This is a genomic window from Bacillus sp. 2D03 (assembly GCF_003946765.1).
Classification (GTDB): domain Bacteria; phylum Bacillota; class Bacilli; order Bacillales; family Bacillaceae_G; genus Bacillus_A; species Bacillus_A cereus.
The window spans coordinates 185,164-199,441 of the sequence record NZ_RPSJ01000004.1 but is presented as its reverse complement, the minus strand read 5'-3'; the positions used below and the strand labels follow the sequence as shown (position 1 = coordinate 199,441).

The following is a 14,278-nucleotide window of genomic DNA, read 5'->3' as shown; positions in this document are numbered from 1 at the left end:
GATAGGTCCTCCTTGTGTTGTTAGAAATAAGTCACGTTATGTTATAAATATATCACAATTGGATAGGAATGGTAATAATAGTTTTCCAGTTTGCTTCATAATAATAGTAAAAAGAGGAAATATGCTGCGAAATAAAGAGGATAATATTGTAAAATGGTTGTAAGGAGGGGGAGGAAGAAATGCTAACTTGGATCATGATCGTTGTATTACTTGTAGTGATTACTGTCATTGCGACGGTTTTAATTGGGCGGAATGGTGATGCAAATTATAGCAAAGCGACAAAGGGGAATATTAAACGCTTAACAATGATTTATATTATACTAGCTGTCGTTTTAGTTGTTGGATTAGGGGTGTATATTTATTTTAAAGGTTAAATAAACTGAAAAATGTAAAAATCTTAAAATAGAAGTATGCTATAATATCAATATAGTTATTTGGTAATTAAGGAAAGGATTGGATGGAATGATTGAAATTACGAATGTGTCAAAAAGTTATAATGGGTCTACCTATGCAGTAAAAGACTTAAGTTTATCTGTGCCTAGCGGCGAAATCTTTGGATTTTTAGGACCGAATGGTGCGGGTAAATCAACGACAATTAAGATGATTACTGGTATTCACGGGGTAGACAAAGGGACTATTACGATTAACGGAAAAAATATTATGGAAGAGCCGATGGAAGCGAAGAAGACGTTTGGTTATGTACCAGATAGTCCAGATATGTTTTTACGTTTAAAAGGAATTGAATATTTAAACTTTATGGCTGATATGTATGAAGTGCCGAAAGAAGTACGACAAGAACGAATAGAGTCTTTAGCGAAGAAGTTTGATCTTTATAATGCATTATCTGATCAAATTCAAAGTTATTCGCACGGTATGAGACAAAAAATCGTTATTATTGGTGTGCTCGTACATGAGCCAGATGTATGGATTTTAGATGAACCATTAACTGGGCTTGATCCAAAATCTGCATATATTTTAAAAGAAATGATGAGAGAGCATGCGGATAAAGGAAAGATTGTATTTTTCTCTACACACGTATTAGAAGTAGCGGAAAAAATATGTGACCGGGTTGCTATTATTAATAAGGGGAATTTGCAGTTTAAAGGAAATTTAGATGAAATGAGAGATCATTTTAAATCCAATGAATCACTTGAAAAAATGTTCTTGGAGATGACGGGAAATGAGTAAAATTTGGACGTTAACGAAGGTACTATTAAAGTTAAATTATGCAGATTTTATAACAGATAAGAAGAAGCGATGGGCGTATTTATTTTCATTTGCAGCTATTTTATTTGTTGGCTTTTTAATATTTGGTTCGATGACGCACGGAATGTATGAAGGTCTGAAACAATTAGGGCAAGGGCCGGGAATGATTATTGCAATGGGACTTGCGATTGCTAGTATATGGGTATTTTTAATGAGTATCACGAACATTTTAACTGTATTTTACTATAGTAATGACATTGAAATGTTATTGCCGTTACCATTAAAACCAGCGCAAATTATTTCGGCAAAATTTTTAACGGTATTAATTACACAATACGTAATGAGTTCATTCATTTTATTACCAATCTTCATTACGTACGGTTTAAAAAGTGGCGCATTTATTACATATTACATATATATGATTTTTATTTACTTACTCTTCCCAATCGTGCCGTTAGTATTAGCTTCGTTACTGATGACAATTATTATGAGGTATACAAATATAGCGAAAAATAAAGATCGAGGAAATATATTTATTGGAATCGTAAGTATATTATTTATTGTAGGAATTAACGTATTTATGCAGTGGAGAAATAAAAGTGCGTTTTCTGGAGACGGGGCTGCGGAATACCTTGTAAATAATCAATCTTCTCTTTTAGTACAAATGACAAATTATTTTCCAACTACATATTTTGGAGCAGTGGCATTAGTAGAAAATGCAAATTGGAAAGGTCCTTTATATGTAATAATCTTTGCAGTTATTTCATTTGTCTTCTTTGTGTTGTTTTATTACATTGCAGAGCGTACATATTTAAAAGGAGTTATTGGACTTTCAACGAGTACAGCAAAGAAACAAGTTATTTCGGCGGAAGGTTTACAGAAATCAACAGTGCAAAGTTCTCATTTAAAAGCGTATGTGAAAAAAGAATTTAAAACGTTATTCCGTACACCACAATTTTTCTTAAATTGCATTGTACAAACTTTCGTTATGCCAATTATGTTGTTCTTTATTTTATTTGTGCAAGATGGGAATTTAAAGTTTATTACAGAGTATATTAACAATCCAGAGACAACGGGATTTGCAATTGGTGTTGGCCTTTGTGCATCGTTATTTTTAATGGGTAGTAACGTCATTGCAACAACGTCATTTTCGCGAGATGGAAGCTCTTGGTTTGTGAATCGTTATTTACCAGTAAAGGCTTCGGATATCTTTTTTGCGAAAGCAATCACTGCTTGGTTAATTAATGTGATCATTTTAGCAGTATTCGGTATTACGATGGCAGTTGTAGCTGGGATTTCTCCAGTCTTTATGATACTGTGGTTTTTACTAAGTGCGAACGGGTTGTTATTAATTAATTTAATCGGAACACGCTGGGACGCACAAACTGCAGATATTCATTGGGATACAGAGCAGAAATTATTTAAAAGTCGATATACCACTTTGTGGAATTTTTTGGCTAATATTTTAATAGCTTTAATTATTGTGGGGGGAGTAAGTGTATTATACTTCTTCCTTCATGTCGGACTATGGGTTATGTTTATCGTTTTATTTGTAATGTTTACGATTGTAAATTATATCTTTATTAAAATGTTAAAATTAGGTGCTGAACGTATACTGTCAAATATTCAATAAGAAGATAGATCCTCTGTATTCATGCAGGGGATCTGTGTATAGATGGAGGAGAAAAAGGTGAAGAAAATAGCAATTGTAACAGGGGCAACTCGTCTGAATGGAATTGGTGCAGCTGTATGCAAGGTGCTTGCTCAAAAGGGGATAGACATTTTTTTCACGTACTGGCCAAAGTATGATAAAGCGATGCCATGGGGAATGAGTGATCAAGAACCCTTCTTGCTGAAAAAGGAAATTGAAAGTTACGATGTTCGATGTGAAATGGCAGAAATCAATTTATCGCAATCTTATTCGCCAAATCGTTTGTTTTATATGGTATCAGAACGGTTAGGTGATCCATCTATTCTAGTTAATAATGCAGTGTATTCTACTCATACGAGAATTGAGGAATTAGATGTAGAGCAGTTGGATAAACATTATACAGTTAATGTTCGGGCTACTATGTTATTAAGTTCATTGTTTATAAAACATTATTCACTTAAAACGAGCGGGAGTATTATTAATCTTACTTCAGGACAGTCAGTAGGTCCAATGCCAGATGAACTAGCATATGCAGCAACGAAAGGGGCAATTGAAGCATTTACAAAGTCAGTAGCACCAGTTGCAATGGAGAAGGGGATTACAGTGAATGCTGTAGATCCAGGACCGACGAATACAGGATGGATTACAGAGGAGCTGAAGCATCATTTAGTATGGAAATTCCCGCAAGGTAAAGTAGGAGAACCGGTGGATGCTGCGCGCTTAATTTCTTTTTTAGTAAGTGAAGAAGCGAAATGGGTTACTGGGCAAGTCATTCACTCGAATGGTGGTTATTCATAAAAATATTATGTTAACAAATGTTGAGAAACAAAAAACGAAAGAAAATTTTATTTTTTTGTATAAATAAAATGTCAAGAAAGATAAAAATTTGATAGAAGAGTATATTGTCATATGAAGATAGTAATTCTTAATGTGACAATATACTCTTTTTCTTTTACTTGCGAGCAGAAAAATGAAGTAGAAGAAACTCGAATATTAAAATGAGTTTATCAGTTTTTGTACGTATTATTATGAAGATTACTGTCGGAAAGATGATAATTCGTATGAAAAGGGATTTTTTAAGGGGGAATCGAATCGTAAAGGGGAGGATAAATTATGTAAAACATAGGGGGATTTATATGAAAATGAAAAAGGTCGCTATCGCATCGATTACAATTGGTACAATGCTTACTATGGCAGCTTGTAGTCCTTCAGTAGATAAAGAAACGGAAAAGAAAGAGCAAGTAACTGCGCAAAATGATGGAGAAGCAAAAACGACAAGTGCAGATGAAGCGTCAAAAACAACGAAAGATACTGAAAAAGAAACAAATACTTCTTCAAATGAAAAAACAGATAAGGATGCAAAAAATACGAAAGAATCATCAGGAACAGAAAGTAACGGCAAAACGTCAACTCAAAACGAAAATGTAAAAACAAAAGAAAAAGAAACGACAGGAAAAACGAATGATCAAACGACTAGCGGGAAAACAGCAGATCCAAGCACAAGTACAAGCACAAACAATAACGGAAAGACAACGAAAGATCCGAAGAAAAGTGTTGCTGTGAAAACGAACGTTAAAGAAGTTGTAGCATTAATTGATAGCTTGGACAAGCAGTTAGCTGCTAATCCAAAATTGGAAACAGTGAATAAGCTTGGCAAACAAATTAATGAAAAGTGGGATGTGATTGAAAAAGAGCTAGAAGCATCACATCCGACGGATTCTAAAACAATCGGTCAAAGTATGTATCCGTTAATTGTAGGAGCGGAGAAAGAAAAAATCGATATTAATAAAATGAAATCATTAACGACGAAAACGAAAAAAGATTTAAATCAGTTATTGACGAAACTTTCATAGTTTCAAAAGCCTACTCGTGTGAGTAGGCCTTTTTTAGGTTGTTGTAATGTGCACAGTATAACTTATTTATTTTCATTTTCATTTTCAATTACGATGCGAAAGGAACTGAATGCTTGTTGACTGATATAATCTTCTTCGCTAACTTTAAAAGGAAATGGAAAAGCGACGAGTTGAAAATTACTTTCCTGATCCACTAAAGGCAATGTGAAATTAAAGATTTGTCTCGTTTCAGGTGCAAGCTTAGTATAAACAACTTTTCTATTGTTAAATATTTCAACTTGTTTCCAATCTTTAAAAGCCACGATTGCGTAAGTCATTTCATCATTTGTTTCATTACCGTTTGATAGAATTAATTGCTTGCCTTCCTTTTCAAAGAAGACAGTTTGTAAATTCTCTTCACGGTTCGTAACAAATAATGGTTCGTAAAGACCATCTTTTAAAATAGCATCTGGATCTATAAGGGAGAGTTTTATTTTTTCGTTTTCTTTCTGAAGAGGATGCATTGAATATCGCATACTTAGAATATCTTCTAAAATAGCTGCTTTATTTAAGTTATTATCTTTTAATTTGTATTCAGGTTTTTTTATTATTAAAAAGGTTAATTCACTTGCATTAGGAGAAGTGTGTAAAGAGATTTTCGTAGTAATTGAACTGTTTGGTTTCATATCAAAAAAATAGTGTGATATTTCATTAGTAGTATCTTCTATTTTAAAAGGTTTTTGTTCGTAATCTTCTAGAACAATTAATCCATATTTTCGGTTTTCATTAATAGTATGTACGAATGATAATGTTACATTAATTTTATTATCCTCACTAGTAATTGTACTACCATTGTTAATATGTTGGCCTTGATTATCCTTCAATCCGTAAGAAATAGTATTGGTTTGTTGCTCTCGTTTATTTTCTATGGAAGGTGGATGAGGTTGTATGAATGAAGTATTGAACAAAATATAAATTGTAAGTAATGAAATAAGTAAAACACCGCTAATAATATATATTTGTTTCATAAATAGCACCTCAATATATATTATTAGAGAAAAAAGATATGCAAGATGCATATCTTTTTTCTCTTTCTTACCAGAAAGCTTTTGTTTCGTGATTCACATCATTATAACCACTTAATTTATAGGTATGATTACCGATAGCGTAATCATCTCCATAATAAATGCTTGTGTTGGTCGCTGTAGCACTTACAAAGGATGATTTTTTTGCACTATTGCTTTTCGTATTTACTAATGAGCCATCACCATTGAAAGTTCTTGCTTTTGCATAAACATAGTCTTCGGTCGTAGTTGATTTCGATTTAGCAACTGCATATGGGTTACCAAAAAAGGGAGTATATACGCTAATGTTAGAGTCATTCTTAGGTGCAGCTGCAATAGTCAAACTAGGAACACTAGATGTTTTTGTTGATTGAATTGTATCAAAGTCAACTAAAACGGGCTGCTTGTCTACAGCATCGACCTCTGAAGCACTTGCGTTATTAGTAAAACCAAAACCTAAAACCGCTAACCCTAAAGTTGTCACCGATAAAGATTTTTTCATATTCACTAATTTTCCCACCTTTTTAAATTTTTGAGTTCGAACTCAATTCATACAATATATGAAAATTTCGAAACTCTCAATGATTTATCCCATACTTAACTTTTCTTTTACTTTCGATTCAACATGTCTTCATTTGCAAAAAAGCGAATATATCTTCTAATGCTTAGCCAACAAGGGATACAGGTTTAATTTTATGAAATTCATGTAAATTTAAATCTATTCATGTCAGAATCTCTGTTATTTTTAAGTTCATATGGGAAACTTATTAAAAAAGGATGGTGACAAAAATGACAATCGATCGAATTTGTACAATTGGACCCGCAAGTAATAATAAAGAAACGTTAGCACAGTTAATAAAGAATGGTATGAAAATTATTCGACTGAATTTATCGCATGGCACGCATGAAAGTCATAAAGACATCATTCGTTTAGTGAAATCATTAGATGACTCTATTAAATTTTTGGGTGATGTACAAGGACCTAAAATAAGATTAGGTGAAGTGAAGGGAGGGCAAATTACACTTCAGGCAGGAGATTCTTTTATTTTACATACAGAACCAGTTACAGGGAGTAATACAGAAGCGAGTGTTGATTATGAAGGAATACCGAATGATGTGAAAGTAGGCAGTAGAATTTTAATTAATGATGGAGAAGTTGAATTAATTGTTGAAAAGATAAGTACGGACAAAATAGAAACGAAGGTAAAAACAGGTGGCAATATCTCATCTCATAAAGGAGTTAATTTACCAGATGCGGCTGTTCGTTTACCAGCTATTACAGAGAAAGATAAAAAAGATATTCAGTTTCTTTTAGAGGAGAATGTTGATTTTATCGCGTGTTCTTTCGTAAGAAAACCTAGTCATATAAAAGAAATACGAGAATTTATACAACAGTATAAAGAAACGTCACCTAATGTAATTGCAAAAATAGAAACGATGGAAGCAATCGAGAATTTTCAAGATATATGTAAAGAAGCAGATGGAATTATGATTGCAAGGGGCGATTTAGGAGTAGAGTTACCGTATCAATGCATTCCGCTTTTACAGAAAATGATGATTCAGGAATGTAATCGAACGAATACATATGTCATTACAGCAACACAAATGCTTCAATCTATGGTAGATCATTCTATTCCAACAAGGGCAGAGGTGACTGATGTGTTTCAAGCTGTACTGGACGGGACGAATGCAGTTATGCTTTCAGCTGAAAGTGCATCAGGAGAACATCCAATCGAAAGTGTGAGAACATTACGTCTCGTTTCAGAATTTGCGGAGCATGTTAAAAAAGATGGACCTTTTGCGATGAAAGATGTACTGGAGTTACTGCATAAATCACTGAATGAGTGATGAATAAAAACACGAGGGCGGATATGCATCCGCCCTCGTGTTTTTCATTCATACTATTCTTGCTCTTGCTCATCCAAAATCTTTTCAAACGCAGCAGATACTTTATCAAACTCTTCATCATTTTCAATGTATGAAAACTCATTCTCTTCTTCTACTTTTAAAAAGAAAATATCAATGTCTTCCTCAGTTTCTGTTTGGATATCTTCAACAAAGGCAACTGCAATATATTCTGCACCTTCGACATCCATCGCTCCAAGTACTTCTACTTCTTGCTCTTCGTTATTCTCATCACTAAGAGTAAACACTTCGCCAACTTCAATATCAGACATATTCATTCTCCTCCTGTTCGACTCTAAAAATAGAGCACTCAAACTGTATACATACTAACATATCTTTCCATGAAAAACCAAATTCATACATAAGAAAAACGACTAATAGTTCTTTAGTATAAGTATCCAGCTATTAGGAGCATTATTTGTGTGTGCTATATTACTTAATCCATTCAACAATTGTATCCATAGTCTGTCTTGTTTTATCACGTTTTGGATCTTCTTTACGGTAACCAAAGGCAACCATAACTGATACTTCAAGATTATCGCCTTGTATAATGCCTTCTTGACGAAGTAAGGAGTCTACTTTCTCTTTATCGAATCCTTCTATCGGACAAGAATCAATGCCGATTTGAGCTGCGCTCGTCATCATATTACCTAAAGCAATATAAGTTTGTTTAGATGCCCAATCAAATACAGTACGATCGGATTGTAATAAGTTAAAATCTGTTTCCTGGAACTTTTTGAAGAATTCATATCTAATTTTTTGAGTGTCTTCAGGCAATCCAATAATATCGTTCATCATATATTTAATATACTCTGCATCATAATGCATATCTTTAATGTTTCTTGAAAGAACAATGACGAAATGGCTTGCTGTTGCAAGTTGCCCACCAGCGCCCCATGAATACGGTTGTAGTTTTTCTCTTAATTCTTTATTTTGTACGACAATAAATTTCCAAGGTTCATATCCAAAAGAAGAAGGAGATAATCTGCCTGTTTCTAAAATGAATTTAAAATCCTCTTCTGAAATTTTGTGCATAGGATCGAACTCTTTACATGCATGTCTGAAATGAAAAGCCTCCATAATTTTCTCTTTTGTAATTTCGTTTGTATTTGTCATAAAAGTTCCTCTTTTCGTTAATTTATTTTGTAAGTAAATTATATTTTTAAAGTAACATAGATACAAGTACGCACATTTATGTGGTATAGTATCAAAAAAGATACTAATGTTAAGGGAAGGGATTTATTATGGATTGTCCAAACGAAAATAATATAAATTACCCATTTTTAAATAAATATTCTTGTCCAGTTGAAGCGATGGTAGAGGTGATTGGTGGAAAATGGAAAGGTGTTATTTTGTATCATTTATTAGATGGGAAAAAGAGGTTTAATGAATTAAAAAGATTAAAACCTAATATCACACAAAGAATGTTAACACTTCAGCTGAGAGAACTTGAAGCTGATGGCATTATACATCGTGAAGTATACCGTGAAGTGCCACCTAAAGTTGAATATTCGTTAACTGAGCTTGGTGAATCACTACGTCCAGTGATTCTATTAATGATGGAATGGGCAACTCATAATATGGAGAAAGTTTTGGAGAGTAGGAACACGAAAAATAATAGTTAAGAGTTGAAATTGTTATAGAAGAAATAATTGTAGAAATAAAAGGTGTTTTCATACGTGAAAACACCTTTTATTTTTAAATTTTTTTACTTTTTAACTTCAACTGCTGAAGTTGGAAAATTATTTAAGTTTGCAATTTGACCATACCAATCAGCGTGTTTAAAAACAACACCTTTTCCATATCCGTCCGTTGAAGTACGTTCCCATAGCGTTGTTGAATAGCTAGCAGTGGGGGATGCTGTACGTACAGAAACAATTTGATTTTGCCAACTAGCAGACAAGTTTTTATAACCGCTACTTAGAGAAAAATACTCGCTACCTTGATTTGTGTGTTTATAGAAGTCTGTACTACCAGGTCCGCTTCCACCAACACCAAGGGGAGTGATTGAATTATTCAACCTTTGTTTATCTTTTTCAATAAAAGACTCTAAACTTTCTTTGCTCGAAAATCCATAAGATAACCAGTCTCCATTTTGATTTTGTTTCGGTAGAACTAATGTTATTTTTATGTCTTCCTTTGATGGAGCACTCAATTTGTTAAACGAATCAACAGTCTTTTCATCTACAGTTACATATTCGAAAGAGGAAATCGAATAATCCTTTTCGGTACTAGCTGATACTAATCCCACTCCTCCAGTTAACGACGAAACAGTTAATAATGCACCTGCTATCAACTTTTTAAGCATGGATTCATCTCCTTAAAACTTAGATTTTTTACATAACTAAAATGTATGTTAATTTGAATGTTTTATAAATATTTAGAAATTTATAAAAATTAAACAGAATATTCTTTTATTATTCTGGAGTAAGGAAAGTAATTAAAAATGAAAAAAGGTTTACTTAAAAAGTAAATCCTTTTTGCTGACCTATTTCAAAACTCTATGGATTAAAGTTTCATTTCATCCATCTATGAATCATAAAATTCTTTTGCATTCATAGAAGTAGCATCTAATAAAAGGAAAATGGCTGCTATAATATGTAGAAGAATTTCTATATAAGGAAAGAAGGCAACTAGAGTAATGATAATACCTATATAATTAGCGTACGTATTCATGGCTCCCTTTTTAGCTAATAAAAAAGTAGTGATATGTAAAGCAATCAATAGTAGTAAAGGTATCTCATATAGGTTAACAAGTCCCCGAAATAAATAATAACAAGGAAGTAATAAAAGGTGAGAGGCCCCTGTGGTCCACTTTAGTTCTTGTATGTAGACTTTCAAAATAAATCCTCTTAAAATAATTAATATCTATATATCACCAAAAATAATAGGTAATTGGATATTATATATTTTTAGTTTTAAGTAGCTTGTAATTATTTTATGTAAACTAATTATTGATTATCTATAAAATAGAAAAACCACCCAAACGAGGGTGGTTCGTATTATAAATAACTACTTAAAGAAGAAAGGGTGACATTCACCTCACTACCTTCCTTCATATTTCTTAGCATAACGGTTTCTGTACTAAGTTCTTCTTCACCAATAATAAGCACATAAGGGATATTCTCTTTATTGGCATAATTAAGGGCGCGTTTTAATTTGCGTCCTGCTAGTTCAAGTTCGACTTTTAAGGAAGTGGTGGAACGTAATTGCTGGGCAATTTGTAAGCATTGTAATTCTGTCCCGAGCGGGATGATAAATAGATCCACTGTAGATGAGATTGTTTCTTTCTGCGATAGTGCTGTATAAATAACGTCTAAACCGAATGAAATACCGACTGTTGGATAGTTCATATTATCACCACGGAATGCTCCGATAATGTTATCGTAACGACCGCCGCTACCGATGCTGGATGTAATCGATCCATCTTTTAAAAAGATTTCATATACGGTGCCAGTATACATTGTGAGTCCTCTTGCTAAAAACGGATTGAATATCGTATTTTCATTTATTCCGAGAGCGATTAAATATTGCTGTAATTGTTGTAATTCGTTTACGCCATCGGCAACGAGTTGGTTATTGAAAGTTTCTTTAAAGTCAGCAATTGTAAGCTTTAGACAAGATAATACAGTATTACATATCGTATCAGCCATTTCTTCAGAAATTCCGCGCTCTAATACATCTTTTCGTACACCATCAATCCCAATCTTTTCAATTTTGTCTAATGATAAAATTACGTCACTTGTTAACTCAGTAGGGATGTTAATGGCCTGAAGAATACCATTTAACAATTTTCGGTTATTATATTGGATCGTTATCTCTAAGTTTAACGTTCGGAACAGCTCAAACGCCATGCTCATGAGTTCCGCTTCAGCCATGACTGATTCTACACCGACAATATCAACGTCGCATTGTATAAATTCACGAAATCTTCCTTGTTTAATTGGCCCATCTCGAAATACTTTCCCAATTTCATAACGTTTAAAAGGGAGGCGGATGTTCTGGTTCATTGCCACGACTTTTGCGAATGGAATAGTTAAATCGTATCGTAAGGCGAGCTCACGTTTTCCTTGATCCTCAAGTGTATATATTTCTTTTAATATTTCATCACCACCGCCGTACTTGTAAGACATAACCTCATACATATTTAACGTCGGCGTTTCTAAAGATTTGCATCCGTATCGTTCAAACGTATCTTCACAAGCTCTTTTAATTTTATTTCGCAGCACTTGCTCCTCTGGTAAATAGTCTTTCGTTCCTTTTACATTTCTCATTTCCATCATAATCACTCCTTTTTCAAATTAAAAAAAGCTATGCAGGTATAAAAATACCCACATAGCTTTATGAACGCTTCGTGGGTCAACAGGAAAAGCCCTGTACCCACGAAGAAAAATTTTTCTTCGGATACACGGCGTTACGTATGATGATGAAGTTGGAAAGAAGTATTAAAATTTCGCATTACAAATCTCTCCTTAACATAAGTTTTTCCAAATTATATCAGATGATTTTTGAATTATCAATATTTTTAGTTTTGAAAAATACGTGAAGTTATGTAGGAGAAATGGAAAAGGGTGTATAATAAAGGAAAACTTAATGATATGAAATAAAGTTTTAAGGAGAACGTTATGAAAAAAGATAAAACAAATGCGATGCGAATATTAGATAAAGAAAAAATTGAATATTCGATGATGTCATATGATCCAGACGATGGGAAAATTGATGGCGTATCAGTAGCCGAGAAAATTGGACGAGAAGTGAGAGAAGTATATAAAACGTTAATCGCTCAAGGGAATAGTAAAAATTATCATGTGTTTATTATTCCGGTAGATGAGGAACTAAATTTAAAAGCTGCCGCAAAAGCAGTAAGTGAAAAGAAAATTGAAATGATTCCCGTTAAAGATATTACGAAAGTGTCAGGATATATTCGCGGTGGGTGTTCGCCAGTCGGAATGAAAAAGCTATTTTCTACATGTATTGATGAAAGTGCTCAATCACTTAATACGATTATTGTAAGTGGAGGGAAAATCGGTATACAAATTGAGCTTAAAGTAGATGACTTGGCGAAAGTGACGAGAGCGCAGTTTGGTGAAATTACGAAATAATGATACATAGGAAAAGAAGTTCTAGTTTTATCCCGCTATTTGCCGGGCAGTAAGACCCTCACCTCAAAATTCAGCGGAAGCAAAGAAATTAGGTGGGGATCAACTGCCCGTAAAAGCCCGATTGGTGAGGGCTGATTAAAGTTTCACTTTATTGAATTTAGATAATAATTTATAGGATAGTTAGTCCATTATGGGGCTGATTGTCCTTTTTTATTTACAAACTGGATAAAGATTGAATGTTTAGTTTGATATAGGCATGTAATCTGAATTGTTTGTTTGGCTTTGGGAGAAGGTAAATCCTCGATGTAAGAACTTGAAATAAACAAGCAGAGTTTATTTCTTAAAGATAGACAAAAAACCGGAGAGTGTTTTAATAAGGGGTCAAGAAATATCCATAAGAAAGCACAAATTGGGGGATGCCAGTATTTTTGAAAAAACACGCTAATAGTATGCAAGATTTTATACAGTTTTTTGGCTAATCCAGTAACAAACAAGAGCACTAAAACCGCGTTAGGATAGGAATGTATAGATTCATAGAACTAAAAAAGAAGTTTCACTTGTGAAAGCAGGGTTCTCCTTTTTCATTGCTACTGATAATGAGACGTTATGTTAACTAATTTTGAATATCGTATACAGACTAAAAACAGAGAAAACTTCCTGTTGTGTAGGGTATTTTTTCTGTTTTTTTGATGATAGTTGTTAACTAATGTCTCACATTTCAAAAAAACAACTTTTTTGTTTGCTTGTCCACACCATTTCACCTCTTTGTGAATTTTATAGTGTTAAAGGAGGTGAAAAGAATGAATGAAGATATTATTTCAATTGGAGCAAATTGTATAGTGAGAATTAGAAACAGATTCTTTCTTTTAGTAGAAATTGAAGTGGAAGTTGGAAATGTAGCCATAGAGGAATTTGTTTTTATTCGAATATCTGAGCAAGAAGCTAGAACATTGTTAGCAGGGGGTATTCAACGTTGTACTATTTCCAATTGTATTCCTAGGTCTCATGATGATTTAGAAGTAGAATTCATTTGTGTTTTAATCGTAGGTGGGGAAGCATTTGCGGTTTTTGATGTAGAAGACGATGTTGATGAAGCTGTACTTGTTCCAATTTCATTAAGAGAAGCCGAGCGTTTAATCTGTAGAGGAGCAAGACGATGTACAGTTATTAATAGATAAGAGTAAGCCTTTTGGGTACTAAAGAGGTTTCATTTTGTGTGGCTTCTTGTAAGAATATGATTATGGAAATATGTATATCCTCCAGAGTACTTAACTGGAGGATGTTTTTTAGACTTCTAGATGTATTAACTACTGATAATAAGACGTTATATTAATTTGGTTTGGATATTGTATACATCGTCTTTTCTTCAACTAAGAGTGCAGATTCATACAGTAAAAATTACTTTTTTAACTATAAAATAAGAAGAAATGAACCTATATTACTACTGATAGAGCTATGTTATAATGAAAATAAGGGTTTTATCCTTATTTTCATTATATAGGAGAGTGTTTAACATGA

16 protein-coding genes are annotated in these 14,278 nt (G+C 33.2%); 9 read left to right on the top strand and 7 right to left on the bottom strand.

Annotated features, from left to right (window positions below):
- Positions 1-179: 179 nt before the first annotated feature.
- From EBQ15_RS11530 to EBQ15_RS11510, 5 genes are all read left to right on the top strand, one after another.
- Positions 180-374, top strand: coding sequence for a hypothetical protein (locus EBQ15_RS11530; protein WP_000958863.1), 195 nt, complete (start codon positions 180-182; stop codon positions 372-374).
- Between the two features lie 88 nt (positions 375-462).
- Positions 463-1,188, top strand: coding sequence for an ABC transporter ATP-binding protein (locus EBQ15_RS11525; RefSeq protein WP_000570204.1), 726 nt, complete (start codon positions 463-465; stop codon positions 1,186-1,188).
- Positions 1,181-2,839, top strand: a complete 1,659-nt coding sequence (locus tag EBQ15_RS11520; RefSeq protein WP_000036856.1) for a putative ABC transporter permease subunit — start codon at positions 1,181-1,183, stop codon at positions 2,837-2,839. The genes EBQ15_RS11525 and EBQ15_RS11520 overlap by 8 nt, the downstream gene beginning before the upstream one ends.
- A gap of 57 nt (positions 2,840-2,896) precedes the next feature.
- Positions 2,897-3,655, top strand: a complete 759-nt coding sequence (locus EBQ15_RS11515) for an SDR family oxidoreductase (RefSeq protein WP_033683918.1) — start codon at positions 2,897-2,899, stop codon at positions 3,653-3,655.
- Between the two features lie 338 nt (positions 3,656-3,993).
- Positions 3,994-4,710: a hypothetical protein gene (locus EBQ15_RS11510; RefSeq protein WP_000782565.1), complete on the top strand. Its 717-nt coding sequence runs from the start codon at positions 3,994-3,996 to the stop codon at positions 4,708-4,710.
- 62 nt (positions 4,711-4,772) lie between these two features.
- Here EBQ15_RS11510 and EBQ15_RS11505 read toward each other — a convergent pair whose 3' ends face one another.
- Entirely contained in the window at positions 4,773-5,717 is a 945-nt protein-coding gene (locus EBQ15_RS11505; RefSeq protein WP_002000293.1) for a hypothetical protein, read from the bottom strand.
- A gap of 67 nt (positions 5,718-5,784) precedes the next feature.
- Positions 5,785-6,261, bottom strand: coding sequence for a hypothetical protein (locus EBQ15_RS11500; protein WP_001056348.1), 477 nt, complete (start codon positions 6,259-6,261; stop codon positions 5,785-5,787).
- 281 nt (positions 6,262-6,542) lie between these two features.
- Here EBQ15_RS11500 and EBQ15_RS11495 point away from each other — a divergent pair, with 281 nt between their 5' ends.
- Complete coding sequence (locus EBQ15_RS11495; RefSeq protein ID WP_000151070.1) at positions 6,543-7,601, top strand: pyruvate kinase; 1,059 nt, start codon at positions 6,543-6,545, stop codon at positions 7,599-7,601.
- 53 nt (positions 7,602-7,654) lie between these two features.
- On the opposite strand, the gene EBQ15_RS11490 is transcribed toward EBQ15_RS11495, so the two are convergent.
- The gene (locus EBQ15_RS11490; RefSeq protein ID WP_002000297.1) at positions 7,655-7,936 is read right to left on the bottom strand and encodes a DUF1292 domain-containing protein; all 282 of its coding nucleotides are present in this window, start codon (positions 7,934-7,936) and stop codon (positions 7,655-7,657) included.
- A 154-nt stretch (positions 7,937-8,090) separates the two neighbouring features.
- On the bottom strand, positions 8,091-8,774 hold the full coding sequence (locus EBQ15_RS11485; RefSeq protein ID WP_000185718.1) for an NAD(P)H-dependent oxidoreductase: 684 nt from the start codon (positions 8,772-8,774) through the stop codon (positions 8,091-8,093).
- A gap of 128 nt (positions 8,775-8,902) precedes the next feature.
- Between EBQ15_RS11485 and EBQ15_RS11480 the strand changes: the two genes are divergently transcribed.
- Positions 8,903-9,283 carry a winged helix-turn-helix transcriptional regulator gene (locus tag EBQ15_RS11480; RefSeq protein ID WP_000340574.1) on the top strand — a complete coding sequence of 127 codons (381 nt, stop codon included), beginning with the start codon at positions 8,903-8,905 and terminating at the stop codon, positions 9,281-9,283.
- A gap of 83 nt (positions 9,284-9,366) precedes the next feature.
- Here EBQ15_RS11480 and EBQ15_RS11475 read toward each other — a convergent pair whose 3' ends face one another.
- The 3 genes from EBQ15_RS11475 to EBQ15_RS11465 form a co-directional block, all read right to left on the bottom strand.
- A complete protein-coding gene (locus EBQ15_RS11475) occupies positions 9,367-9,966 on the bottom strand; it encodes a hypothetical protein (protein ID WP_000914243.1) in 600 nt (199 codons plus the stop codon).
- Between the two features lie 221 nt (positions 9,967-10,187).
- Positions 10,188-10,499: a hypothetical protein gene (locus EBQ15_RS11470; RefSeq protein ID WP_000870309.1), complete on the bottom strand. Its 312-nt coding sequence runs from the start codon at positions 10,497-10,499 to the stop codon at positions 10,188-10,190.
- A 161-nt stretch (positions 10,500-10,660) separates the two neighbouring features.
- On the bottom strand, positions 10,661-11,938 hold the full coding sequence (locus tag EBQ15_RS11465) for a histidine--tRNA ligase (RefSeq protein WP_000425998.1): 1,278 nt from the start codon (positions 11,936-11,938) through the stop codon (positions 10,661-10,663).
- 345 nt (positions 11,939-12,283) lie between these two features.
- On the opposite strand from EBQ15_RS11465, the gene ybaK reads away from it, so the two are divergent.
- Together ybaK and EBQ15_RS11455 are read left to right on the top strand one after the other, a co-directional pair.
- Complete coding sequence (gene ybaK, locus EBQ15_RS11460) at positions 12,284-12,760, top strand: Cys-tRNA(Pro) deacylase (RefSeq protein ID WP_000710862.1); 477 nt, start codon at positions 12,284-12,286, stop codon at positions 12,758-12,760.
- Between the two features lie 800 nt (positions 12,761-13,560).
- On the top strand, positions 13,561-13,938 hold the full coding sequence (locus EBQ15_RS11455) for a hypothetical protein (protein WP_001001284.1): 378 nt from the start codon (positions 13,561-13,563) through the stop codon (positions 13,936-13,938).
- Positions 13,939-14,278: the final 340 nt, after the last annotated feature.